This window comes from Cognatishimia sp. (assembly GCF_964229375.1).
Classification (GTDB): domain Bacteria; phylum Pseudomonadota; class Alphaproteobacteria; order Rhodobacterales; family Rhodobacteraceae; genus Cognatishimia.
This window is the reverse complement of record NZ_CAXREH010000047.1, coordinates 1-21,700: the sequence shown is the minus strand read 5'-3', so window position 1 is coordinate 21,700 and position 21,700 is coordinate 1. Positions and strand designations below refer to the sequence as shown.

The 21,700-nt window shown below is 58.7% G+C and carries 19 protein-coding genes, 1 pseudogene and 1 riboswitch; of the genes and pseudogenes, 11 read left to right on the top strand and 9 right to left on the bottom strand.

The genetic code is table 11. The annotated features are described in order from the left end of the window. A pseudogene (locus tag ACEQWH_RS03675) lies at window positions 1-234 on the bottom strand (mannose-6-phosphate isomerase); the annotation flags it as partial. 293 nt (window positions 235-527) lie between these two features. Here ACEQWH_RS03675 and ACEQWH_RS03670 point away from each other — a divergent pair. Further along, window positions 528-1,190 carry an SDR family NAD(P)-dependent oxidoreductase gene (locus ACEQWH_RS03670; RefSeq protein ID WP_370228361.1) on the top strand — a complete coding sequence of 221 codons (663 nt, stop codon included), beginning with the start codon at window positions 528-530 and terminating at the stop codon, window positions 1,188-1,190. Window positions 1,191-1,209: 19 nt separating this feature from the next. Here the strand turns inward: ACEQWH_RS03670 and ACEQWH_RS03665 are convergent, their stop codons facing one another. Next, a complete protein-coding gene (locus tag ACEQWH_RS03665) occupies window positions 1,210-2,610 on the bottom strand; it encodes an MORN repeat-containing protein (protein ID WP_370228360.1) in 1,401 nt (466 codons plus the stop codon). 164 nt (window positions 2,611-2,774) lie between these two features. On the opposite strand from ACEQWH_RS03665, the gene ACEQWH_RS03660 reads away from it, so the two are divergent. After that, window positions 2,775-4,439 carry an NAD+ synthase gene (locus tag ACEQWH_RS03660; protein ID WP_370228359.1) on the top strand — a complete coding sequence of 555 codons (1,665 nt, stop codon included), beginning with the start codon at window positions 2,775-2,777 and terminating at the stop codon, window positions 4,437-4,439. Here ACEQWH_RS03660 and ACEQWH_RS03655 read toward each other — a convergent pair. Next, complete coding sequence (locus ACEQWH_RS03655; RefSeq protein WP_370228358.1) at window positions 4,436-5,041, bottom strand: Pr6Pr family membrane protein; 606 nt, start codon at window positions 5,039-5,041, stop codon at window positions 4,436-4,438. The two genes, ACEQWH_RS03660 and ACEQWH_RS03655, sit on opposite strands and share 4 nt — an antisense overlap. Window positions 5,042-5,172: 131 nt before the next feature. On the opposite strand from ACEQWH_RS03655, the gene ACEQWH_RS03650 reads away from it, so the two are divergent. From ACEQWH_RS03650 to ACEQWH_RS03635, 4 genes are all read left to right on the top strand, one after another. Then, window positions 5,173-5,601, top strand: a complete 429-nt coding sequence (locus tag ACEQWH_RS03650) for a DUF1801 domain-containing protein (protein WP_370228357.1) — start codon at window positions 5,173-5,175, stop codon at window positions 5,599-5,601. Window positions 5,602-5,645: 44 nt separating this feature from the next. After that, entirely contained in the window at window positions 5,646-6,044 is a 399-nt protein-coding gene (locus tag ACEQWH_RS03645; RefSeq protein WP_370228356.1) for a Rap1a/Tai family immunity protein, read from the top strand. A 67-nt stretch (window positions 6,045-6,111) separates the two neighbouring features. Further along, complete coding sequence (gene gltX / locus ACEQWH_RS03640) at window positions 6,112-7,440, top strand: glutamate--tRNA ligase (protein ID WP_370228355.1); 1,329 nt, start codon at window positions 6,112-6,114, stop codon at window positions 7,438-7,440. 139 nt (window positions 7,441-7,579) lie between these two features. Further along, window positions 7,580-8,968 (top strand): MATE family efflux transporter, encoded by a 1,389-nt coding sequence (locus ACEQWH_RS03635; protein WP_370228354.1) that lies wholly within the window; start codon window positions 7,580-7,582, stop codon window positions 8,966-8,968. On the opposite strand, the gene ACEQWH_RS03630 is transcribed toward ACEQWH_RS03635, so the two are convergent. Next, a complete protein-coding gene (locus ACEQWH_RS03630; RefSeq protein WP_370228353.1) occupies window positions 8,965-9,516 on the bottom strand; it encodes a gamma-glutamylcyclotransferase family protein in 552 nt (183 codons plus the stop codon). The genes ACEQWH_RS03635 and ACEQWH_RS03630 overlap by 4 nt on opposite strands. A gap of 232 nt (window positions 9,517-9,748) precedes the next feature. Next, window positions 9,749-9,836: riboswitch (glycine riboswitch) on the top strand. A gap of 154 nt (window positions 9,837-9,990) precedes the next feature. Here ACEQWH_RS03630 and gcvT point away from each other — a divergent pair. From gcvT to gcvP, 3 genes are all read left to right on the top strand, one after another. Continuing rightward, a complete protein-coding gene (gene gcvT / locus ACEQWH_RS03625) occupies window positions 9,991-11,124 on the top strand; it encodes a glycine cleavage system aminomethyltransferase GcvT (protein ID WP_370228352.1) in 1,134 nt (377 codons plus the stop codon). 18 nt (window positions 11,125-11,142) lie between these two features. Next, window positions 11,143-11,502 carry a glycine cleavage system protein GcvH gene (gcvH, locus tag ACEQWH_RS03620; RefSeq protein WP_370228351.1) on the top strand — a complete coding sequence of 120 codons (360 nt, stop codon included), beginning with the start codon at window positions 11,143-11,145 and terminating at the stop codon, window positions 11,500-11,502. An 85-nt stretch (window positions 11,503-11,587) separates the two neighbouring features. After that, window positions 11,588-14,437 carry an aminomethyl-transferring glycine dehydrogenase gene (gene gcvP / locus ACEQWH_RS03615; RefSeq protein ID WP_370228350.1) on the top strand — a complete coding sequence of 950 codons (2,850 nt, stop codon included), beginning with the start codon at window positions 11,588-11,590 and terminating at the stop codon, window positions 14,435-14,437. 120 nt (window positions 14,438-14,557) lie between these two features. Here gcvP and ACEQWH_RS03610 read toward each other — a convergent pair whose 3' ends face one another. Both ACEQWH_RS03610 and ACEQWH_RS03605 read right to left on the bottom strand, forming a co-directional pair. Continuing rightward, window positions 14,558-17,086: an ABC transporter permease gene (locus tag ACEQWH_RS03610; protein WP_370228349.1), complete on the bottom strand. Its 2,529-nt coding sequence runs from the start codon at window positions 17,084-17,086 to the stop codon at window positions 14,558-14,560. Then, window positions 17,083-17,769, bottom strand: coding sequence for an ABC transporter ATP-binding protein (locus ACEQWH_RS03605; RefSeq protein ID WP_370228348.1), 687 nt, complete (start codon window positions 17,767-17,769; stop codon window positions 17,083-17,085). The genes ACEQWH_RS03610 and ACEQWH_RS03605 overlap by 4 nt, the downstream gene beginning before the upstream one ends. A 15-nt stretch (window positions 17,770-17,784) precedes the next feature. On the opposite strand from ACEQWH_RS03605, the gene ACEQWH_RS03600 reads away from it, so the two are divergent. Continuing rightward, the gene (locus tag ACEQWH_RS03600; protein WP_370228347.1) at window positions 17,785-18,447 is read left to right on the top strand and encodes an arylesterase; all 663 of its coding nucleotides are present in this window, start codon (window positions 17,785-17,787) and stop codon (window positions 18,445-18,447) included. On the opposite strand, the gene ACEQWH_RS03595 is transcribed toward ACEQWH_RS03600, so the two are convergent. The 3 genes from ACEQWH_RS03595 to ACEQWH_RS03585 form a co-directional block, all read right to left on the bottom strand. Then, window positions 18,444-19,613, bottom strand: a complete 1,170-nt coding sequence (locus tag ACEQWH_RS03595; protein ID WP_370228346.1) for an MFS transporter — start codon at window positions 19,611-19,613, stop codon at window positions 18,444-18,446. The genes ACEQWH_RS03600 and ACEQWH_RS03595 overlap by 4 nt on opposite strands. A 20-nt stretch (window positions 19,614-19,633) precedes the next feature. Continuing rightward, complete coding sequence (locus ACEQWH_RS03590) at window positions 19,634-20,779, bottom strand: geranylgeranyl reductase family protein (protein WP_370228345.1); 1,146 nt, start codon at window positions 20,777-20,779, stop codon at window positions 19,634-19,636. A gap of 213 nt (window positions 20,780-20,992) precedes the next feature. Then, a complete protein-coding gene (locus tag ACEQWH_RS03585; RefSeq protein WP_370228344.1) occupies window positions 20,993-21,160 on the bottom strand; it encodes a hypothetical protein in 168 nt (55 codons plus the stop codon). A 249-nt stretch (window positions 21,161-21,409) separates the two neighbouring features. Between ACEQWH_RS03585 and ACEQWH_RS03580 the strand changes: the two genes are divergently transcribed. Further along, window positions 21,410-21,700, top strand: a 291-nt coding sequence (locus ACEQWH_RS03580) for a pyridoxamine 5'-phosphate oxidase family protein (protein ID WP_370228343.1), incomplete at its 3' end; no start/stop codon positions are given.

The window sequence follows — 21,700 nt, the reverse complement described above, 5'->3', positions numbered from 1 at the left end:
TTCGCCAGCGCCAAATGTCACCGCCGGATGGTCGGCATAGTCCATCGTGACTTCGCCCTCGAGAACGAGAAAGAAGTCGTCGGTGTCATCATGTTTGTGAAAGGGAAATTCGCCTTTGAATTTGACCACCATCACGTCGTTGCCATTGTAGTTGGCAACCACATGGGGATCCCAATGGCTGTCAAACATCGCCAGCTTTTCAACTAGATTGATGCGCGGGGCGGGGTGGGTCATGTTGGTCTCCTAAGTGCGGTGTTTATGGGCGCAGGTCGCATATCCTCTGAGCGGGTGCGCCGGACCGGCCGCACTCAGAGGCGCGTTAGGAGTAGGTCTAGACCACGGGCGAAGGGCGCCGGTAGGCGCGCGTCGTATGTGATATGGGTCTGTGTAACCATAGTGCGGACTATACCTTGGAAAATTGGAATGAAAAGGGGGAAGTTTGCCTCTTTTTGCGGCTGCGTCAGCGCGTTTGACAGTCTCGCGAAGAAAGCGGTGGCTGGGCTGTGGTTTTGCGCTAGGTCTGGGGTATGAAACGCGCATTGATACTTGGAGCAAGCGGCGGAATTGGTGCTGCTTTTCACGACACATTGACCGCCAAGGGGGTCGAGGTTGTCGGCCTGTCCCGTCGCCGGGACGGCTTGGATTTTGCCGTGTCCGCGCAGGCAGAAGAGGTTCTGGCCCGCGTTGAAGGCCCGTTTGATGTCGTCTTGGTGGCCACAGGCGCGCTGACCTGTACCATTGAGCAGCCGGAAAAAAGCCTCGCAGCACTGACGGCCGAGGAAATGGCCGCGCAGTTTGCGGTCAATGCGATTGGGCCTGCCTTGGCATTGAAACACGCTAAACGTTGGTTGCCGCGCAAGGAAAGATCGGTTTTCGCGGTTTTGTCGGCACGCGTGGGGTCGATCGGGGACAATGGCCTTGGTGGATGGTATTCCTATCGCACTGCTAAGGCGGCGCTCAATCAAGTCGTCAAAACAGCTGCAATCGAGGTCGCGCGCAGTCACAAACAGGCGGTCTGTGTGGCGTTACATCCCGGCACAGTCGCCACAGAGTTCACGGCGGATTTCAATGCGCCGCGCAAACTGACGCCCCATGACTCGGCAACGCGCCTGCTGGCGGTGTTGGACGGTCTTAGCCCCGAGGACACGGGGAGCTTTCATGATTGGAAAGGTGCGCGCGTGCCGTGGTGAGGCACGCGGCAATGAACGCTTAGTTCTGTTTCAGCGCGCCGTTGTCCCACTCGCCCGAGGCTTCTTGACCTGAGGCGTATTTCATCAGGCCTGCACCTTGGCGTTTGCCCGCGCGGAAAGTGCCCTCATAGACATCTCCGTTGGCATAGGTCGCCACGCCTTGCCCTTCGATTTCGCCAGCCTTCCAAGCGCCGGTATAGGTGAACCCGTCTGGCATCGTGATCTGGCCCTGACCATCGCGTTGGCCGTTAAAGAACGTCCCAACATAGATCGTGCCGTCCGGATAGGTGGCGGTGCCTTGGCCGTGACGCTGGCCGTTTTCCCAGTCGCCTTCATAGCGATAGCCGTCCGCATAGGTCATCACGCCGGTGCCGTGGTTTTTGGCGTTCACGAACTCGCCTTCATAGGTGAGGCCATTGGCATAGGTCGCGCGGCCCAACCCTTGAATGATTCCCTGAGACCAGCCGCCTTCGTACACAGAGCCATCCGGATAGGTGATCATGCCCTGACCATCTGCCAGATCCGCCATGAAGTCGCCGACATAAACCGACCCGTCTGGATAGGTCACGGTGCCCGCACCTTCGATGCGGCCTTCGACCCACGCGCCGTCGTATTTATATCCGTCCGCGCCGATAAAGACGCCCTGACCATGACGACGGTCGCCAGCAAAGTCGCCTTCGTAAATGTCGCCATTGGCATAGAACACACGTCCAACACCCTGACGTTGGCCACCCACAAGCGTGCCTTCGTAAACGTCGCCATTGGGCTGTGTCAGTTTGCCTGTGCCGTCAATCTGGCCGGCGCTCCACAGACCTTCATAGATCAAACCGTCTGGCATCGTCAGCGTGCCTTGACCTTGACGCTGACCTGCAATGATCGCGCCGACATAAACCGCGCCGTCAGGATAGGTGATCTGGCCGTCACCCTCTTTGACACCATTCACCCAAGAGCCCTGATAGACATAGCCACCGGGGCTGCTCATGGTGCCTTGGCCGTGGTGCAATGCGTTTACAAAGCCGCCTTCGTAAATGACGCCGTTGGCATAGATCGCGACGCCCTGACCTGTGATCTTCCCATCGGCCCAGTCGCCTTCATAGGTGCCGCCATCGGCAAAGGTGATTTTGCCAGTGCCTTCCGGTTTCCCTTTGGAGAATTCACCCTGATAGAGCGACCCATTCGGGAAACGCGCCTGACCGATGCCACGAATCTCGCCGTCGATCCAGTCGCCTGAATATTCATACCCATTTGGTAGCCGATAGGTGCCTTTGCCGTGCTGAAGCCCGTCTTTGAACGTGCCCTCATAGATGCCGCCATCGTCGTACTGTTTGGTCAGCACATCGCTGGATTGCGCCACGGCACCGGTTGCCGTGCTCATCATCATAAGACCCAATGCAATCGAAATTGCTGTTTTGCTGGTCATCTAGTTGCCCCTGCTTGGGAAATTCGTCAGGCGCGGCCCCCACGCCGTTTGCAAAAAACTAGTCGACCAGAGGCCAACTGACAACGGCTTTTGCGGCTTTGAGCTTTTCCTTGCGCATGGTTCTGGTAAATCAATCACATCTGACCCCAGCGTGAGGCACCAAAATGGCCGACAGATTCCGCATTACGATTGCGCAAGCAAACCCGACGATGGGTGATTTGGCGGGCAATGCCGCCAAGGCAAAAGCTGCTTGGGAGGCCGGAAAACAAGCCGGATCAGACTTTGTCGCGCTGCCGGAAATGTTCATTCTGGGATATAACGCGCAGGATCTGGTGATGAAGCCTGCCGTGCAAGCGGCCTGCCTTGCCGAGGTCAAAGCGCTGGCCGAGGCCTGTGCTGACGGACCTGCCATCGGTATCGGCGGCCCGTTTGCCGAGGACGGCAAGCTCTATAACGCCTATTTCATTCTGAATGGCGGGCGGATCTCCAGCAAACAGCTGAAGCATCACTTGCCAAACTATACGGTTTTTGACGAAGTCCGCCTGTTTGACTCAGGACCGCTGGGCGGCCCCTATGCGGTGGGCAATACACGCATCGGCAGCCCGATTTGCGAAGATGCCTGGTTCCCTGACGTGGCCGAGACGCTAGAAGAATCCGGCGCAGAGTTTCTGGTGGTGCCCAACGGATCGCCCTATTACCGCGATAAATTTGATCGCCGCATGAGCCACATGGTGGCGCGTGTGATCGAAACCGGCATGCCGTTGGTCTATGTGAACATGGTGGGTGGTCAGGACGATCAGGTTTTTGACGGCGGCTCTTTTGTACTTAATCCGGGCGGCCATCTTGCCGTTCAGTTGCCGGTCTTTGACGAGGTGACTGCTCATGTGGATCTGGTCCGCGATGGCGACGGGTGGCGGTGTGAAGACGGAGAAAAAGTCACGCTGCCGGCGGGCGAAGAACAGGATTACCGCGTCTGCGTCGAAGCCCTGCGCGACTATATGGGCAAAACGGGGTTCAAAAAGGTTCTGCTTGGCCTTTCCGGCGGGATCGACTCGGCGATTGTAGCGACGATCGCGGTGGATGCACTGGGGGCAGAGAATGTCCGCTGTGTGATGCTGCCGTCTGAGTACACATCGCAAGCGTCGCTGGATGACGCCGAAGACATCGCAAAGCGGCTGGGCGTGCATTATGACTATGTGCCGATTTCCGAAAGCCGTCAGGCGGTGACAAACACGCTGGCGGACCTGTTTGCAGGGCTTGAGGACGGATTGACCGAGGAAAACATCCAGTCGCGTCTGCGTGGTCTTTTGCTGATGGCAATGTCCAACAAGTTTGGTGAGATGCTGTTGACCACCGGCAATAAATCCGAGGTCGCCGTGGGCTATGCTACGATCTATGGCGATATGAACGGCGGCTATAACCCGATCAAGGATATGTATAAGACGCGCGTCTTTGAGACCTGCCGCTGGCGCAACGCCAACCATCGAGACTGGATGCAGGGCCCTGCGGGCGAGGTCATTCCGGTGTCGATCATCGACAAGCCCCCGTCGGCAGAGCTGCGCCCTGATCAGAAAGACGAAGACAGCTTGCCGCCCTATGACATCCTGGATGGTATTCTGACCATGTTGGTGGACGGTGAGGCCTCGGTGGCTGACTGCGTCGCGGCGGGCTATGCGCGCGACACGGTCAAACGGGTCGAACATCTGCTTTATATCAGTGAATACAAGCGGTTTCAGTCCGCGCCCGGCGCGCGCCTCAGCCGTCGTGCGTTTTGGCTGGACCGTCGTTATCCGATCGTAAACCGGTTTCGGGACACCAGCGACGCCTAACGCGCCGCGCGCCTTGAGGCCAGCACCATCAAGGCTCCGGCGACATAGAACAGCGCGCCCAGACCGACCATATAGGCCAGCACCCCGAGCCATCCTGTGGTTTCGGGGTTCAGGAAGAAATATGGGAATTTGCCGTCAAACAGCCCGCGGATCATCGCATAAACCGAGTACCCAAGCGGGCAGGCCACCCAGACAAGCGGCGCTTTGAACGACAGGCCCGCTTTTGGCGAAAACATCGCCCAGAACACGAGGGTCGCGATGGGGACTGCGGTGTGCTGGATCTCGTTGATCACTGCGCGGATGCCTGTTGGGTTGTGATCTGCCGCAAGCAAAGCGTGATAGACGATGCCAACCATCACGATCCAAGAGGTCACGGCCGTCATCCAACCGGCCGAGCGGTGTGCATTGCGAAGCGCCATCGCAGCAAAGGTCACACCAGTGGTCACCACCATCAGTACCGTGAAATACCGCGCCTGCCGCCAAAGCGACTCAAGCAATCCCATGCCGTCGCTCAGATCCAGGCCGGTCTGGATCACCTGCGCCCCAAGTGCCGCAATCGCGATCACTGCGGCGCATGCTCTTTCAAACTGTGTCAACTGCATCGTCTCTCCCCTGCGCTTCAGGGTTTCGAGCTTGCCCGGATTGGTCAAGCTTTGCGTTGCGTCAAGCGGTGCGTGGCTTTCCGGTTTGGAGACAGGCGGACTTGGGTTAAGGTCGCGGTAAGGAGAGTGTCATGTCGCAAAACAAAACCGTCGCCACATCCGCCAGCCCGCGCGAATTTATCGAGTCAATCGAGCACCCGACACGCCGGTCAGATGGTCTTGTTTTGCTGGATCTATTTGCCGAGGTCTCGGGATTTGAGCCGGCCATGTGGGGCGACAGCATCGTCGGATTTGGCCGCTATCACTATCGCTACAAAACCGGCCGCGAAGGGGATTTTCTGGCGACCGGCTTTAGCCCGCGGAAAGCCAATCAGTCGATCTACATCATGCCGGGCTATCAGGACTACTCCGAGATCATGGGGCGGCTGGGCAAACACAAACTGGGTAAAAGCTGTCTCTACGTGAACAAACTTGCCGATATTGATCTGGACGTTCTGCGCGAGTTGGTGGCCGCGGGTCTTCGGGATTTGGATAAGATTTGGAAGGTTGAGGCGGGATAGGTAACCGCCATGGCTTTCCTTTTCTTATGTGCTACATCGCGAACATGAATTTTTTCTCAAAACTTACTCTTGTTGCGGCTTTTTCAGTTTTTTCGTCGCAGTCGTTCGCAAACCCAACCTCTGGTCAGGCAATATGGGATTATTGTTCGACTAAAGGTGGTAAAGAGGGAGGCGCGTTTTGTATTGGGTTTACCGTTGGCCTTATTGACGGAGCAACAGGCGGTGCGTTGAAAATGACGCATTATCTTGAAGGCGACCTTTCAGAAACCGAGTTCACTAACAACGTTGAGTCGGGACTAGACTTCTGTGTGCCTTCGGCGGTGACCAAAGGTGAAATGGTAAAGACTTTCATAGACTATTTGGAGAGCTCGCCCGATGAACTCCAAAGACCAGCGGTCCAGCTCTATTTAGAAGCGATGTCCAAGTCCTACCCTTGTAAGTAGCATCCACCCAAATTCTGGACAAAGCCGCCGCCTTGTGACAGGTAGCCCGCGAACTCTGGAGAACGCCATGACCACCACCCGTTTCGCCCCATCCCCTACGGGCTATATCCACGTCGGCAACCTGCGGACTGCGTTGATGAACTATCTGATCGCGCGCAAATCCGGCGGGACGTTCATTCTGCGGATCGATGACACAGATCCAGAGCGTTCGAAACAGGAGTATGTGGACGCGATCCAGCGGGATCTGGAGTGGCTGGGTCTGACTTGGGATAAGATCGAGCATCAGTCCGCACGGCTTGAGCGGTACACAGCAGCCGCCGATCGGCTGCGCGAGATGGGCCGGTTTTATGAATGCTTTGAGACTCCGACCGAGCTGGATCTGAAGCGTAAAAAGCAACTGAACATGGGCAAGCCGCCGGTCTATGACCGTGGGGCTTTGGCCTTGTCGGACGACGACAAAGCCGCTCTGCGCGCCGAGCGTGGCAATGGACATTGGCGCTTCAAGCTGGATCAAGAGCGGATCAACTGGGTGGATGGCGTTCTTGGCGATATCTCGATCGATGCAGCTTCGGTGTCGGACCCTGTGCTGATCCGTGGTGACGGGCAGTTCCTGTATACGCTGGCCTCGGTTGTGGATGATACCGAGATGGGCGTGACACATGTGGTGCGCGGCTCTGACCACGTTACCAATACGGCGACCCAGATCCAGATGATCGAGGCGCTGGGCGGCACTGTTCCGACATTTGCGCACCATTCGCTGCTGACCGGACCGCAGGGCGAAAGCCTGTCCAAGCGACTGGGCACCCTCAGCCTGCGCGATTTGCGTGAAGCGGGCGTCGAGCCTGAAGCGCTGCTGAGCCTGATGGCACGTTTGGGATCCAGTCAGCCGGTCGAGTTGCGGACCTCTCTGGACGAGATCGCCGAAGGCTTTGATATCGACCAATTTGGGTCTGCGCCGACGAAATTCGATGTGGATGACCTGTATCCGCTGACCGCGCGCCATCTGGGTGCACAGCCCTTGGCGGCTGTGGCCAACGACGTGTCCGCCGCAGGCGTAGACGCCGCAGATGCCGAGGCGTTCTGGGCGGTGATCCGCGAGAACATCACGACCCGCAAAGACATCGCCAAATGGGCCGACCTCTTTGCCCATGGTGCCGAACCGGTGATTGACGACGAAGACAAAGACTTTGTGGCCCAAGCGCTGGACATGCTGCCCGACGGTCCGCTGGATGGCGACAGCTGGGGTGCCTGGACCAAAGCCGTAAAAGAGGCCACCGGACGAAAGGGGCGGGGTCTGTTCATGCCTCTGCGCAAGGCGTTGACAGGGCAAAGCCACGGTCCGGATATGTCCGCGGTTCTGCCCTTGTTGAAGGTCATTAAAGCCAAAGCTGCCTAGGCGCAGGTCGCCTCGGCGGGCTATTGGTCATTGCGAATTGACGACAGAGGGGCTGTGATGCAGCCCCTCTGTGCGTTTTTACAGATTGGCTTTCTGGGCGTTGCGTGGTCTTCTTTTGCCAAGCGTAAGGGGTACGAGTATGGCAGACCAATCAGCGAAATTTCTCACAGGCTCTCTGTTCAAACACGTTTCGGTCATGTCGTTGACGGCCTCGATTGGCTTGGTTGCGATCTTTCTGGTCGACCTTGTTGATATGATTTTCATCTCGATGCTGGGCCGCGACGAACTCGCGGCGGCGGTGGGATATGCGGGCGCGATCCTGTTTTTCACCACTGCGTTCAGCATCGGCATGGCGATTTCAGCGGGTGCGCTTGTGGCCCGCGCGCTCGGCGAAGGCGATACCCACAAGGCCCGTCGCCGCGCCGCGACCTCTACGATTTATGGCTTTGTTATTGCGTCGGTTTTCTCGGCGATCGTCTGGTTCAATCTGGAAACGCTTGCGGCCCTTATGGGGGCGTCTGGCGCGACGTTGGCGCTGTCGGTGCATTATATGCAGATCATCGTGCCAAGCTTGCCTATCCTCATGCTGGGCATGGTGGGCGGCGCGATCTTGCGGGCCCATGGGGATGCCCGCCGGGCCATGATGGCGACCCTGATGGGGGGCTTGGTGAACGGGGTGTTGGACCCGATCCTGATCTTTGGGCTGGGTCTTGATTTGACAGGGGCGGCCCTTGCATCAGTTGCGGCGCGGATCACGATTGGCGTGTGGTCGATGTATCCTGTGTTCAAATACTACGGTGGGTTTGACAAGCCGACCCGAGAAGAGATGCGCGTGGACTTGCCAGATATCGCAGCCATCGCGGCCCCGGCCATCATGACCCAATTTGCGACGCCGATTGGTCAGGCCTTTGTGACGCGTTCCATGTCTGAATTTGGCGAAGAGGCGGTTGCGGGTATGGCCATCGTTGGCCGTCTGGTGCCCGTGGCGTTTGGTGCGCTGTTTGCCCTGTCCGGCGCGGTCGGCCCGATCATCGGTCAAAACTATGGCGCGGGCCAGCATGACCGTGTGCGCGGTGCATTTCGCGATGCGATGATATTCACCGCCATCTGGGTGCTTGGAGCGTCGTTGGTGTTGTTCCTGCTTCGAGAACCTCTGGCGGGTCTGTTTAACGCCGAAGGCATGGCGATCACGCTGTTGTTCCTGTTCTGTGGACCTCTGGCGCTGACCTATGTGTTTGACGGGTTGATCTTTGTGGGCAATGCCTCGTTCAACAATCTGGGCCACCCGTTCTATTCGACGATCATCAACTGGGGACGGCACACGCTGGGTACAATTCCATGCGTGACTGTCGGCGCAACCCTTTGGGGCGCGCCGGGGATCATGATCGGACAGGCCGTGGGCGGCGCGATCTTTGGTCTGATCTCACTGGGGCTCGCGATGCGCGTGATGGGTGTGCGTAAGCCACACGAGCCACAGTCCTTTGCGCGCGAAGGACGTCAGATGAGCCTCTGGCACGGTCGCCGTTAAACGCTGATCCCAATGCGGTCGAGTTCGGCATCCACCAGCGCGGTCTCGGTGGGTGTCAGGGTCTGGTGACGCGGGTATTTGGGCGCGGCACGGTCGTTGTCGATGGGGTGATCCCATCCGGCTGTCGTGTCAAAAAAGCCCCGCACACCGTCGGTGCCGAACTCTTTCAGAAAGCCCTGAATGACCACATCCAGATAGCTGAGCAGGATCGGACCCTTCTCCAACACCAGGTCTGGCGCGGGTTTTGGCACCACATAGACCGCAAGATCGATGGCGTCCTCGCGCGCGTGCGCAACGTCTTGCGCAGGCAGCCTGTCGTATCCGGTTTCGCGCACATCAAGCTGCGCCCAATCGCCGTCAGGAACATGGGCAATCAGCCCCTGAATAGATGCCGCGGCAGGCTCGATTGACAGGAAAGGGTGTGGCCGCAAGGGGGTCATCTGCCAGACCCTGCGCCAGCCGTTTAACGTGGCGGGCGAGGTCTCTGCGTACGTATGCGTATGGACATTTACAAGGCTGCCATAGCCGAAAAAGAAAGGTCTGCTCATGCGGCGAATGAGGCGGTTTTTCCAGGGCGAGTCAATCGCAAAATCGCGCATGCATTGGTATGCATTCACGCGTGGGTGAATGTCGTTTTCGTGACGGTATGTCAGAAATATGAGTGCAGTATGAGGGTAATTATCTAACCAACTCATAAAGTTAGAATATTTTTTGATTTGTCGCTTTTTGACGTCGCAAACCCTCTTGAATCGGTCGATTTTCCTGCATAACGTAAAGAGACATGGTGACTCGGGAGAACCGATTAATTTCGGTGCCGAAGGAGCAACCGCCCCGGAAACTCTCAGGCCGCTAGGACCGAGACCGCCATGAATGAACTCTGGAGAGAGGCGCAAGTGCGTCCGCCGAAGGGATAACGATCTCAGGCGAAAGGACAGAGGGGGCATCGCGCGCATGGGTGACATGTGCTTTGTGATGCCGGACGCGTTTTCGATGAAACTGCCTCCGGAATGGAGGAGCGAGATATGGCTGACACCGGTGATCTGCACCGTACGCCTTTGTATGACATGCACGTTGGCCTTGGGGCCAAAATGGTGCCGTTTGCTGGCTATGACATGCCCGTGCAATACCCGATGGGGGTCATGAAAGAGCATTTGCACTGCCGTGCCGAAGCGGGCCTGTTTGATGTAAGCCACATGGGGCAGGTGATCCTGCGTGGTCCAAGCTATGAGGCGGTGGCAGCCGCTTTTGAAACGCTGGTCCCGATGGACGTGCTTGGCCTTGGCGAGAACCGTCAGCGCTATGGCTTGTTTACGAATGATGCCGGCGGTATCGAAGACGATCTGATGTTTGCCAACCGTGGCGACCATCTGTTTGTCGTGGTCAATGCGGCCTGCAAAGAGGCCGATATTTCGCGCATGCAAACCGCCCTTGAACCAGAGATTTCGGTCGAGGTCATCACCGACCGCGCCCTGATCGCCTTGCAGGGCCCAGCCGCAGAAACCGCCCTGGCACGTTTGAACCCTGCCGCGGCGGACATGCGTTTCATGGACGTCGCGACGCTGGATCTGCAAGGCGAAGACTGCTGGGTGTCACGCTCAGGCTATACCGGCGAGGACGGCTATGAGATCTCCGTTCCACAGGCTGCGGCACAGGCCCTTTGCGAAGCGCTGCTGGCGATGGACGAAGTCGAGCCGATCGGACTTGGCGCGCGCGACAGCTTGCGCCTTGAGGCGGGTCTTTGCCTTTATGGAAACGATATCGATGCCCAAAGCGACCCCGGCGCCGCGGGTCTTAGCTGGGCAATCCAGAAAGTTCGCCGCACCGATGGCGCCCGCGCAGGCGGCTTCCCCGGTGCCGCGCATATTCTGAACGTACTGAGCAACGGCGCGACCCGGAAACGCGTTGGTCTGCTGCCCGAAGGGCGTGCGCCAATGCGGGCCGGCACCCCGATATTCGCGGATCAGGACGACGAAACACCGATCGGCTCGGTCACATCCGGCGGCTTTGGTCCGTCTTTCAATGGCCCGGTCGCGATGGGCTATGTCAGCATCGAACACGCCACTTTAGACACACAGCTTTTCGGCGAAGTCCGTGGCAAACGCATGCCGCTGAAAGTCGCAAAGCTTCCCTTCATTCCAGCCAACTTCAAACGCTAAGCCAACAGGAGAACCCACATGAAATTTACAGAAGAGCACGAATGGCTCCGCGAAGAAGACGGCCTGATTGTCGTCGGCATCACCGAACACGCGGCCGAGCAACTGGGCGATGTGGTGTTTGTTGAAATGCCAGAGACAGACACCGAAGTCAGCAAAGATGACGAGGTGTGCGTGATTGAATCCGTCAAGGCCGCCTCTGACATTCTGGCGCCGATTGATGGGGAAATCGTCGAGGTCAACGAAGCGCTGGTGGACGAGCCCGGCAAGGTCAACGAAGACCCGCTTGGCGATGCCTGGTTCTTTAAAATCAAAGCCTCTGACGCAAGCCAGATGGACGACTACATGGACGAAGCCGCTTACAAAGACTTTATCGGCTGACTCTGAAAATTCTTTGGGCGTGACGCCTGATCCCATGGGGCCCTTGGGCTCCAACCAAAACTTGTATCCGAATTCGGAGGCCAACATGCCTTTCAAACCAACAGACTATCTGCCGTACGACTTCGCCAATCGCCGCCACATCGGGCCGTCTCCGCAAGAGATGGACGCGATGCTGAAGACGGTCGATGCACCTGATCTGAACGCTTTGATGGATGATACGCTGCCTGCAGCCATTCGCCAGCAAGAGCCGCTCGATCTTGGCCGCCCATTGTCTGAGCGCGAGTTTCTGCACCAGATGCGTGAGGTCGCTGGCAAAAACAAGTTGATGAAAAGCTTGATTGGCCAAGGCTACCACGGCACCGTCACGCCCCCGGCGATCCAACGCAACATCCTGGAAAATCCGGCTTGGTACACGGCCTATACGCCTTATCAGCCTGAAATTTCCCAAGGCCGCCTTGAGGCGCTTTTGAATTTCCAGACCATGATCAGCGATCTGACAGGTCTTGAGATCGCCAATGCCTCTCTGCTGGATGAATCCACCGCCTGCGCCGAAGCGATGACGATGGCGATGCGGGTGTCCAAATCCAAGGCGAAAGCCTTTTTCGTTGACCGCGACTGCCACCCGCAGAACATCGCCGTGGTGCAAACCCGTGCAGCCCCGCTCGGCATCGAGGTCATCGTCGGCAACCCTGACAAAATGAATGCTGATGAGGTCTTTGGGGCGTTGTTCCAATACCCTGGCACATATGGCCATGTTCGCGATTTCACAGATCACATCAAAAAGCTGCATGCGGCCAAAGGCATCGCGATTGTTGTAGCCGATCCCTTGTCTTTGACCCTGCTGAAAGAGCCGGGCGAAATGGGCGCGGATATTGCCGTCGGATCAACTCAACGGTTCGGTGTGCCGATGGGCTATGGCGGCCCGCACGCAGCCTATATGGCAACAAAAGAATCGCACAAACGTGCGATGCCCGGCCGTCTGGTCGGGGTTTCGGTGGATGCGCATGGCAATCGCGCATACCGTCTGTCCCTTCAAACCCGTGAACAGCATATTCGACGCGAAAAGGCGACTTCGAACGTATGTACGGCTCAAGCGCTGCTTGCAGTAATGGCGTCGATGTATGCGGTGTTCCATGGCCCAGAGGGGCTGAAGGCGATTGCACAGCGCATCCATCGAAAGACTGTTCGCATGGCAGAAGGCCTTGAGGCGGCTGGCTTTAAAGTGGACCCTCAAAGCTTCTTTGACACGATCACAGTCGACGTTGGTCCGCTGCAGGCGGCGGTGATGAAATCCGCGCGAGACGAGGGCATCAACCTGCGCAAAGTTGGCGAAAAGCGGGTTGGCATCAGTTTGGATGAAACCACCCGCCCCGAGACCATCGAAGCGGTCTGGCGCGCCTTTGGCATCACCAAATCCGACGATGATTTCACGCCGAAATACCGCGTCCCCGAGGCGATGCACCGCCGCACCGACTATCTGACTCACCCGATTTTCCACATGAACCGGGCCGAGACGGAAATGATGCGTTACATGCGCCGTCTTGCGGATCGCGATCTGGCGCTGGACCGCGCGATGATCCCTCTGGGCTCCTGCACCATGAAGCTGAATGCGGCGGCCGAAATGATGCCGATCTCTTGGCCAGAGTTTGCTCATATGCACCCGTTCGCACCCATCGAGCAGGCGGCGGGCTATACCGAAATGATCACGGATCTGTCCGACAAGCTTTGCCAGATCACCGGGTACGACGGCATGTCGATGCAGCCAAACTCTGGTGCACAGGGAGAATACGCAGGTCTTTTGACGATCGCCGCATACCACCGGTCACGCGGCGAGGGGCATCGAAACATCTGTTTGATCCCGATGAACGCGCATGGCACCAATCCGGCCTCCGCACAGATGGTGGGCTGGAAAGTGGTTCCCGTGGCCTCTGACGAGCGCGGTGACATCGATCTGGATGATTTCCGCGCCAAAGCTGAAAAGCATGCGGACGATCTTGCGGGCTGTATGATCACTTACCCGTCGACCCACGGCGTGTTTGAGGAATCCGTGATCGAAGTCTGCCAGATCGTGCACGACGCGGGCGGTCAGGTCTATATCGACGGTGCAAATATGAACGCGATGGTCGGCCTCAGCCGTCCGGGCGATCTTGGTGGTGACGTCAGCCACCTGAACCTGCACAAGACCTTTGCCATCCCGCATGGCGGCGGTGGCCCCGGCATGGGTCCAATCGGTGTGAAAGCCCATTTGATCCCGCATCTGCCAGGCCATCCGGAAACCTCGGGCGAAGAAGGCCCCGTATCGGCTGCGCCTTACGGGTCTGCCTCCATCCTCGCGATCAGCTGGGCCTATTGCCTGCTGATGGGCGGCGACGGTCTGACCCAGGCAACGCGGGTTGCAATCTTGAACGCAAACTACATCGCCAAACGGCTCGAAGGCGCATTTGATGTCCTTTATAAAGGCCCATCAGGTCGTGTCGCGCATGAATGCATCATAGACACGCGCCCATTTGCCGACAGTGCGAATGTGTCTGTGGATGATATCGCCAAGCGTCTCATCGACAACGGCTTCCATGCGCCAACCATGAGCTGGCCGGTTGCGGGCACACTGATGATCGAGCCGACAGAGTCTGAGACCAAAGCAGAACTGGACCGCTTTATCGACGCGATGCTTGCGATCCGTGACGAGATCAAAGCCATCGAGGACGGTACCTCGGATGCGGACAACAACCCGCTGAAAAACGCCCCCCACACGATGGAAGATCTGGTGCGCGACTGGGATCGCCCCTATTCGCGCGAACAGGGCTGCTTCCCTCCGGGCGCGTTCCGCGTGGACAAATACTGGCCTCCGGTCAACCGCGTCGACAACGCCTATGGCGACCGTCATCTGGTCTGTACCTGTCCGCCGATGGATGATTACGCCGAGGCTGCGGAATAACCGCAGGATCTCGCAACACACATGTGTTTTGGGCAGGGGAGCAGGCTTTCTCTTGCCCGAAATATCCCGGGGTGAGGCCAGAGGGCGCACCCTCTGGACGAGGGGCAGAGCCCCTAGAAATCAGTCAGCACTGCGCAGGGTTCGAGCCGGTTTGGTCGACAGCGGCGCTGCGGCAAAGGCCAGCCCTGCCAGCAAAGTCGCCAGAACACCTCCAGCCACAATCGCCAGCGCATTGTTCCAGATGATCTCGAACTCGGTTTCCAGAATATAAAAGCTCACAGCCCAACCGCCCAGAATACCAGCCGTCAGCGCCACAAGACCTGCGGCTGTGCCCAACAGTGCGGATCGCAACGCAAAGCTGGCCAGAATACGTCTGCGCGTCGCCCCCAGCGTCTTTAGGATCGCAGCTTCATAGGTCCGGTTCTGTTGGCCTGCCGCCGCCGCGCCGATCAGAACCAGAAAGCCCGTCAACAAGGTGGCCGCTGCCCCATATGAGGTTGCTGCGGCGATCGAGCCAAGGATGTTGCTGACGTTGTCGATCGCATCGCGCACTGAAATTGCTGTGATGTTCGGGTTCGCGCTGGTGATATCGCGCAGGATCGCCGTTTCGGCCTCTTTCTCTGCATAGACCGTCGCAATAAAGCTGTGCGGGGCTCCGGCCAGCGCGGCTTCGTTCATGACCAGAACAAAGCCCATGCCTGCGGTCGAGAAATCCACGTTGCGAAAGCTGGTCACAGTGCCAGTGATATCGCGCCCAAGGATGTTCACGGTCATCGTGTCGCCCAGTTGCAGGCCGATCTCTTCGGCTTCTTCGGCGGCAAAGCTGATCTGTGGCGTGCCCGCATAATCTGCGTCCCACCATTCTCCGGCCAGCAATTCCGTGGTTTCGGGCAACTCGGCGGCATAGCTCACACCACGGTCACCTTGAATGACCCAATGATCGCCCGCGAACTCGGTGGCAGGCGTGTCGTTGATGCGCGTGATGATGCCACGCAGCATCGGCGCGCTTTCAACTTTGCTGACGGCCGGATCGCTGTCCATGCGCTCCAGAAAGGCGGGCATCTGGTCGCGTTGGATGTCGACGAAGAAATAGCTGGGCGCAACACTTGGCAAATCCCGCGAAATTGCACCGCGCAGGTTGCCGTCGATCTGCCCGACTGCGGCCAAGACAGACAGGCCAAGCCCCAGCGACAGAACAACCGAGGCCGCGCCTTCGCGTGGGCTGGAAATCGCAGCCAGGGCCCAGCGCAGCGCAGGGCGGCGGCGCGAACGGCGGCTGGCACGCCGTGAAACCCAGCGGATCGCAACCGAGGCCAGCGCCAACAATAGCAGAGCGCCCGCGATGCCGCCCGTGGTCCAGAGGGTCAGGGTTACATTGCCTGAGAACCAGGACGCCGCCGCGACAAGTGCCGCAAGCAAGATGCCGGTTGCCAGCAAATAGCGCAGCGCCGGAATGCCGGGGGCAGCGTTCATCGCATCACGAAACAAAGACGCCGCGCGCACGTCTTCGGTGCGGGCCAGCGGCCACAGCGTAAAGATCAAGGCAGTCAGTGCGCCATAGACGGTCGCCTCGAGCAGGGCCTCTGGATGCACCGCAATTACCGTCGGCAGAGGCAGCACCGCAGAGATCACTGGCGAGAGCACTATCGGGGCCAATGTGCCGAGGACCAAACCAATGGCGATGCCCAGAATGCTGAGTATCCCGATCTGAATAAAGTACGTCAGAAAGATCGTGGCGCGGGACGCACCCAGCGATCTGAGGGTTGCAATGACCTGCGTTTTGCTGGCCAGATAGGCGCGAATGGCCGCAGACACGCCCACGCCTCCGACGGCCAGACCGGCAAGGCCGACCAGGATCAGAAAGGCACCCAGCCGCTCGACAAAGGCCGCAATATTGGGGGCACCGTTGCGACTGTCGCTCCACCGCATGCCGGTGTCTTCAAATTGCGCCACAGCATCCGCCTGCGCGAGATCGATGTCCACCGTGTCGGCCAAGAGCATCCGGTATTGCGTATCAAACAGGGTGCCAGGCGCCAGAAGGGCTGAGTCCGCAAGGTCTTTGGTCAGAACCAGCGTGCGTGGACCAAGTCCAAATCCGCCGCCCGCACTGTCAGGTTCATGGGCGAGAAGGGCGGTTACCACGAACTCTTGCAGGCCAAGTTTGAACCGGTCCCCAAGCTCCAGCGCAAGCTGCGCGGCAAGCTGGGGATGGATCACCGCGCCGGGCAGCCCGTCTTGACCGGCAAAGGCGGTTTTCAAGTCTGTGCCGTTGTCCAGCCTGACCTCTCCGATCAAGGGGTAAAGGTCGTCAACTGCCTTGATCTGCGTCAGCCCGCGTTCCGTGCCGCTGTCGCGTTCAACGACAGCCATCGAGCGGAAATCCACAACCTCTGAAATCGAGGTTGCTTGTGCCTGCATCCACGCGCGTTCGGCTTCAGATGCAAAGCGGTAGGTGAATTGCATCTGAGCATCCCCGCCCAAAAGCACCGCGCCTTGTTCTGCGATCCCTGCTTCGATCGAGGATCTGACAGATCCGATCCCGGCAATCGCGGCAACCCCTAGGGCCAGGCAGGCCAGAAAAATTCGAAAACCCCGCAGGCCTCCGCGCAATTCACGTCGGGCAAATCGGCTGGCGATGCGCAGGCTCATTCTGCGGCCTCTTGCGTGGTGTCGATGCGTCCGTCGCGCAGCCGGATCACGCGGTCACAGCGCGCGGCCAATGCGCGGGAGTGTGTCACCAGAACCAAAGTGGCCCCGTGGCGGTCGCGCAGACCAAACAGCAGATCCATGATGGCTTCGCCATTCGCGCCGTCCAGGTTGCCAGTGGGCTCGTCCGCCAGCAACAGTTTTGGGCGCGGGGCAGCCGCACGTGCCAAGGCGACGCGTTGCTGTTCACCGCCCGACATCTGCGATGGATAGTGATCGGCGCGGTGACCCAGACCCACGGCCTCAAGCTCTTCGCGTGCGCGCTCAAACGCGTTGTTGTGACCTGCAAGCTCCAGTGGCGTTGCCACGTTTTCCAAGGCGGTCATCGTTGGGATCAAATGAAAGCTTTGAAACACCACGCCCATGTTCTCGCGCCGAAACCGCGCCAGCGCGTCTTCGTTCATGGCGGTCAGATCTTGGCCCAATGCGGTGATCTGGCCCGCGCTGGTGCGTTCAAGCCCACCCATCAGCATCAGCAACGATGATTTGCCGGATCCAGACGGCCCGATCAGGCCCAAAGTCTCGCCCTGAGGGACTTCAAGAGAGATCCCATGCAAGATTTCCACCAGTCCGGCGTTGCTTTCCAGCGCCAAACGCACATCTTTAAGAGAGAGAACCGTGGTCATAAGGAGAGCCTGTCTATGGGTGTTGCATCGCAATATGGGTTCGCGTCATGGCGAAGCAAGACGCTTGCCGTGGTTTTTGGACTGTGCGGTTCAGTTTCTGCCGCTGAAACGACGATTGTCGCCTTTGGTGACAGTTTGATTCACGGATACGGACTGGCGCAAGGCGATGGGTTTGTGCCGCAATTGCAGGCCTGGCTGACCGCTCAGGGGCAGGACGTCACGGTTTTGAATGCGGGCGTGTCTGGCGATACTACAATGGGCGGGTTGTCGCGCGTTGCTTGGACGCTGTCGCCTGACGTAGACGCGATGATTGTCACGCTGGGGGGCAATGACTTCTTGCGTGGCCTCGACCCTGCAGCCAGCAAGGCCAATATTTCGGGCATTGTCGAGACCGCCAAGTCGCAGGGCGTCGAAGTTCTGCTGACCGGAATGCAGGCACCTGGCAACTATGGGCCGGAGTACAAGGCCGCGTTTGATGCGCTCTATGGCGAGGTCGCCAGCGCCAACGATGCTTTGCTGGCGGAAAGTTATTTTGCCGGTCTGCCGTCAGAGGATCCGGCCGAGCTGCGCGCCTTGATGCAGGCCGATGGGATCCACCCCAATCGCGACGGGGTCGCGCTGATCGTCCAAGCGCTTGGGCCACATGTTCTTGAGCTGATTGAAAAGGCGGCCGACTAGTCCGCGCCCCCTTTGGGCGGGCGCAACGCAGGTGCGGTCAGGATCATAATCGCGGCCAAACCAAGCAGGATCAGCAGGGCGCTGTGCAATGACGTTGCCTCGGCGACAAAGCCGATCAGTGGCGGCCCCAGCAGGATACCGCCATAGGCAAAGACAGCCACACCCGCCACAGCCATCGCTTTGGGCATCGAGCGCGATGCACCAGCGCGTGCCATCGCCAAGGGCATCGCAAGCGCGTATCCAAAACCCAGCGCGACAAATCCCGTGATGGCAAGCATTTCTGTGGTGGCCACGGCGACGATCACGGCACCCACAAGGGCGAAACCGGCGCTGACAAATCCGGCGTACAACGGGCCAAGTCGTCCGATAACGATGGCACCAGACAGGCGCATGATCACCATCGCGGTGGCAAAGGCCGCAAGCCCGATTGTGGCGCGGCTTTCCGAGGCCTCTGTGACTTCGATCAGGAAAAGGGCGCTCCAGTCGGCAATCGCTCCCTCTCCGAGGGTGGCACAGAGGGTGAAGAACCCAACCAACAACAGCTTGCCGCGCAAGATCGGCAGGAAAGGCGTCTTTTCTGCCGGTTGTGGTGTGAAGGCCCAAGAGATGTTCATACCCCACAGGGCCAAAGGCGCTGCCACTAATGCAATGATCGCAAAATGTGTTCCATGTCCCCATCCCATGGGGATCACGATCAAGCCACTCAAAGCGCCGACGACGGATCCAAGGCTCCAGATCGCGTGAAAGCTGGGCATCCAGATTTTGCCCGAGGTCTCTTCGGCCTCGGTGGCCCAGACATTCATCGCAACGTCCATGCCGCCGCCCGTCAACCCAAAGCAGACGATGGCAATCGACAGGGTCCAGACGGTCGGAGCCAGGCTAAGACCCAGCATCGACAAAACCATCAACAGCCACAGCACCCGGCTGATACGCGCGCCGCCGTGCCGATCTGCCAGCTTGCCCGCAATCGGAAAGCCTGTGATCGCGCCCGCCGCCATCAGCAGCAAAAGCAGGCCAAGCGCATCATGGCTGAGGCCAAAGCTTTGTTTGATCGCAGGCAGTCGTGCGGCCCAGGTGCCAAACAAAATGCTGTTGGCCAGAAACGCGGCGGCCACGGCCAGCCAAAGTCGGGTCGAAGGTATGGATTTGTTTTCAGGTAATATCATGGTCAGGTGCCTCTCGTGCACTATGACCGTCGGCGCAGCCCACGCAACAGGAAACTTGGAATGCGACGTCCGGACTTCATCAGCAGAGCCGGGTATTCCAGGCGACCGGCCAAAACGTTGAGATAGTCATGCCGCAGTCGACCGGACCGCCCCATCCTGTCGAAGAAGGCGTTTTGATAGCGACCCGAGAACACCAGCTTGCGCAGCCAGCGCGCGATGCGCAGGTTGCGGTGAATGGGACGCAGGGCCAGCAGGTAAAGGGCAAAGGCTTTGTCAGCGCGCCCTTGGTTCAGCGCGGCAACCGCGGCTTTTGCGGCCAGTTCACCTGACTTGATCGCATAGGCGATGCCTTCGCCGGTGATCGGATCGACCAAGCCTGCTGCGTCGCCTGCCAATAGGGTTGCGCCCTTGCCAGGTTGCGTTCTGAAATGCCCAAATGGCAGAAAATGGCCTTTGATGCGCGGCAGATCTTCGAGGTCCAAGAGGTCAGTGTAGGACTGCATCCGAGCTTTCATATCAGGGTTATGCGAGATTAACCCGCCGACACCCACTGTGACTGACTCGGTCTTGGGGAATTTCCAGCCATAGCCCCAGTCGGCTGCATTAAAGTCAATGCGCAGCGCTTTGGAGTCATCGGTCTTAGGCGCTTCGGTTTCCAGCGCAAAGCCGATGCGGTCGCGATCAAAGGCCGTGCCAAACAGATGCCGTGCAACCTGACTGTTGACCCCATCTGCGCCAATCAGCACCTGCGCTGTGATCTCTTGGCCGTCATCCAGCGTAACGCTGGTCCCTTCAATCGCGCTGATCCGCTTGCCGGTGAAGTCCAGCGCGCCCAGTTCAAGCGCGCGGTTCACCATCTGATCGTCAAACGACAGCCGCATTGCCAGATGGATTGGGGCCACGTCCTGCATCTGCGCCAGACGTTTGCCCGCATGCCAGAATTCGACATCGGACGTGCTGAGGATGTTATCGAAATCAGGGTCTTGGCCAAAGGCCTGCTGAAAGTAAGCCCGGCTGCGTTCCGTTACGCCGCCACCGCAGAGTTTGTCGCGGGGAAAGGTTGCTTTGTCGATCAGCGCAACCGCCATGCCTTCGCGCGCAGCGACGGCGGCGGCGGCAGACCCGGCAGGGCCGGCCCCAATGACAATGACATCAACCTTCGGCATGAATTGCCTACATACAACTTACGTTCAATGCTGCGTATGTGCGTCGGCTTTGCGGTTTAGGTCAATTGAAATATGTGGCGTTGACCAGAAAGGGGCGCTGAAAATGAAATCGCGTCCGGAGCCTTTGGAGGGAAAGCAGGCTCCGGACGCGATGAATGGCGCTGATTAGTCAGTAGGTTCGACCCCCACGCGCCCAAGAGAAATTCGTGGCGCTTAGGCGCGGCGGTTTGCCCGCAAAGCAAGCAGGGTGACCATTGGCAGGCCGATGGAAAGGAAAGCGTAAGTGTTCAGGGCCAGCGAGACGTCAAAGCCAAGGGCCAACTGAGTGATCGCACCCATCAAGCCGAGTGCGCTTCCAAACAGAAACATAACAAGAGCCATAGCAATCTCCTCTTCTTCTGAACGTTAACGGCCGCATTCTGCTTGCCAAAGTTCCCGAGTGACGGGGTGCTACAGTCCCGTTCACACTAAAGGGTGAAATGGGGCGCAAATAAGGCTGACCTGTGGCAAGAGGTTGAAGAGGCCTTCTTTCGCGGTATTTAGCGGCTGTTTTCTTAAGGAACCCCTAAGCGGAACGCGAAAATAGGGTACACACGTCAGAAAGGCGGTCACCCCACAAAGGATCGACACGTGCAAAAAGACCCCTACCAGACGATGGATGATGAGGCCTGCACTCTGATGCAGAACATTCTGGATGGCGCGACTTATGCAGCGCTCGCGGTGACGCAGCCGGATGGCACGCCTTCTGTAACGCGGGTGGCCTTTTGCGTGGATCAGGACAACGCGCCTGTCACTTTGATCTCTGATTTATCGCTGCATACGAAAGCTTTACGCAACGTGCGCCGTTGTGCGCTGCTGATTGGCGAGCCGGGCGAGAAGGGCGATCCGCTGACCTATCCCCGGCTGACGTTGCATTGCGAG

Excerpts from the sequence above, each read along its gene's own strand:
- ACEQWH_RS03670 (WP_370228361.1), top strand. The coding sequence starts at position 528 with ATGAAACGCGCATTGATACTTGGAGCAAGCGGCGGAATTGGTGCTGCT.
- ACEQWH_RS03665 (WP_370228360.1), bottom strand. The coding sequence starts at position 2,610 with ATGACCAGCAAAACAGCAATTTCGATTGCATTGGGTCTTATGATGATG.
- ACEQWH_RS03660 (WP_370228359.1), top strand. The coding sequence starts at position 2,775 with ATGGCCGACAGATTCCGCATTACGATTGCGCAAGCAAACCCGACGATG.
- ACEQWH_RS03655 (WP_370228358.1), bottom strand. The coding sequence starts at position 5,041 with ATGCAGTTGACACAGTTTGAAAGAGCATGCGCCGCAGTGATCGCGATT.
- ACEQWH_RS03650 (WP_370228357.1), top strand. The coding sequence starts at position 5,173 with ATGTCGCAAAACAAAACCGTCGCCACATCCGCCAGCCCGCGCGAATTT.
- ACEQWH_RS03645 (WP_370228356.1), top strand. The coding sequence starts at position 5,646 with ATGAATTTTTTCTCAAAACTTACTCTTGTTGCGGCTTTTTCAGTTTTT.
- gltX (WP_370228355.1), top strand. The coding sequence starts at position 6,112 with ATGACCACCACCCGTTTCGCCCCATCCCCTACGGGCTATATCCACGTC.
- ACEQWH_RS03635 (WP_370228354.1), top strand. The coding sequence starts at position 7,580 with ATGGCAGACCAATCAGCGAAATTTCTCACAGGCTCTCTGTTCAAACAC.
- ACEQWH_RS03630 (WP_370228353.1), bottom strand. The coding sequence starts at position 9,516 with ATGAGCAGACCTTTCTTTTTCGGCTATGGCAGCCTTGTAAATGTCCAT.
- gcvT (WP_370228352.1), top strand. The coding sequence starts at position 9,991 with ATGGCTGACACCGGTGATCTGCACCGTACGCCTTTGTATGACATGCAC.
- gcvH (WP_370228351.1), top strand. The coding sequence starts at position 11,143 with ATGAAATTTACAGAAGAGCACGAATGGCTCCGCGAAGAAGACGGCCTG.
- gcvP (WP_370228350.1), top strand. The coding sequence starts at position 11,588 with ATGCCTTTCAAACCAACAGACTATCTGCCGTACGACTTCGCCAATCGC.
- ACEQWH_RS03610 (WP_370228349.1), bottom strand. The coding sequence starts at position 17,086 with ATGAGCCTGCGCATCGCCAGCCGATTTGCCCGACGTGAATTGCGCGGA.
- ACEQWH_RS03605 (WP_370228348.1), bottom strand. The coding sequence starts at position 17,769 with ATGACCACGGTTCTCTCTCTTAAAGATGTGCGTTTGGCGCTGGAAAGC.
- ACEQWH_RS03600 (WP_370228347.1), top strand. The coding sequence starts at position 17,785 with ATGGGTGTTGCATCGCAATATGGGTTCGCGTCATGGCGAAGCAAGACG.
- ACEQWH_RS03595 (WP_370228346.1), bottom strand. The coding sequence starts at position 19,613 with ATGATATTACCTGAAAACAAATCCATACCTTCGACCCGACTTTGGCTG.
- ACEQWH_RS03590 (WP_370228345.1), bottom strand. The coding sequence starts at position 20,779 with ATGCCGAAGGTTGATGTCATTGTCATTGGGGCCGGCCCTGCCGGGTCT.
- ACEQWH_RS03585 (WP_370228344.1), bottom strand. The coding sequence starts at position 21,160 with ATGGCTCTTGTTATGTTTCTGTTTGGAAGCGCACTCGGCTTGATGGGT.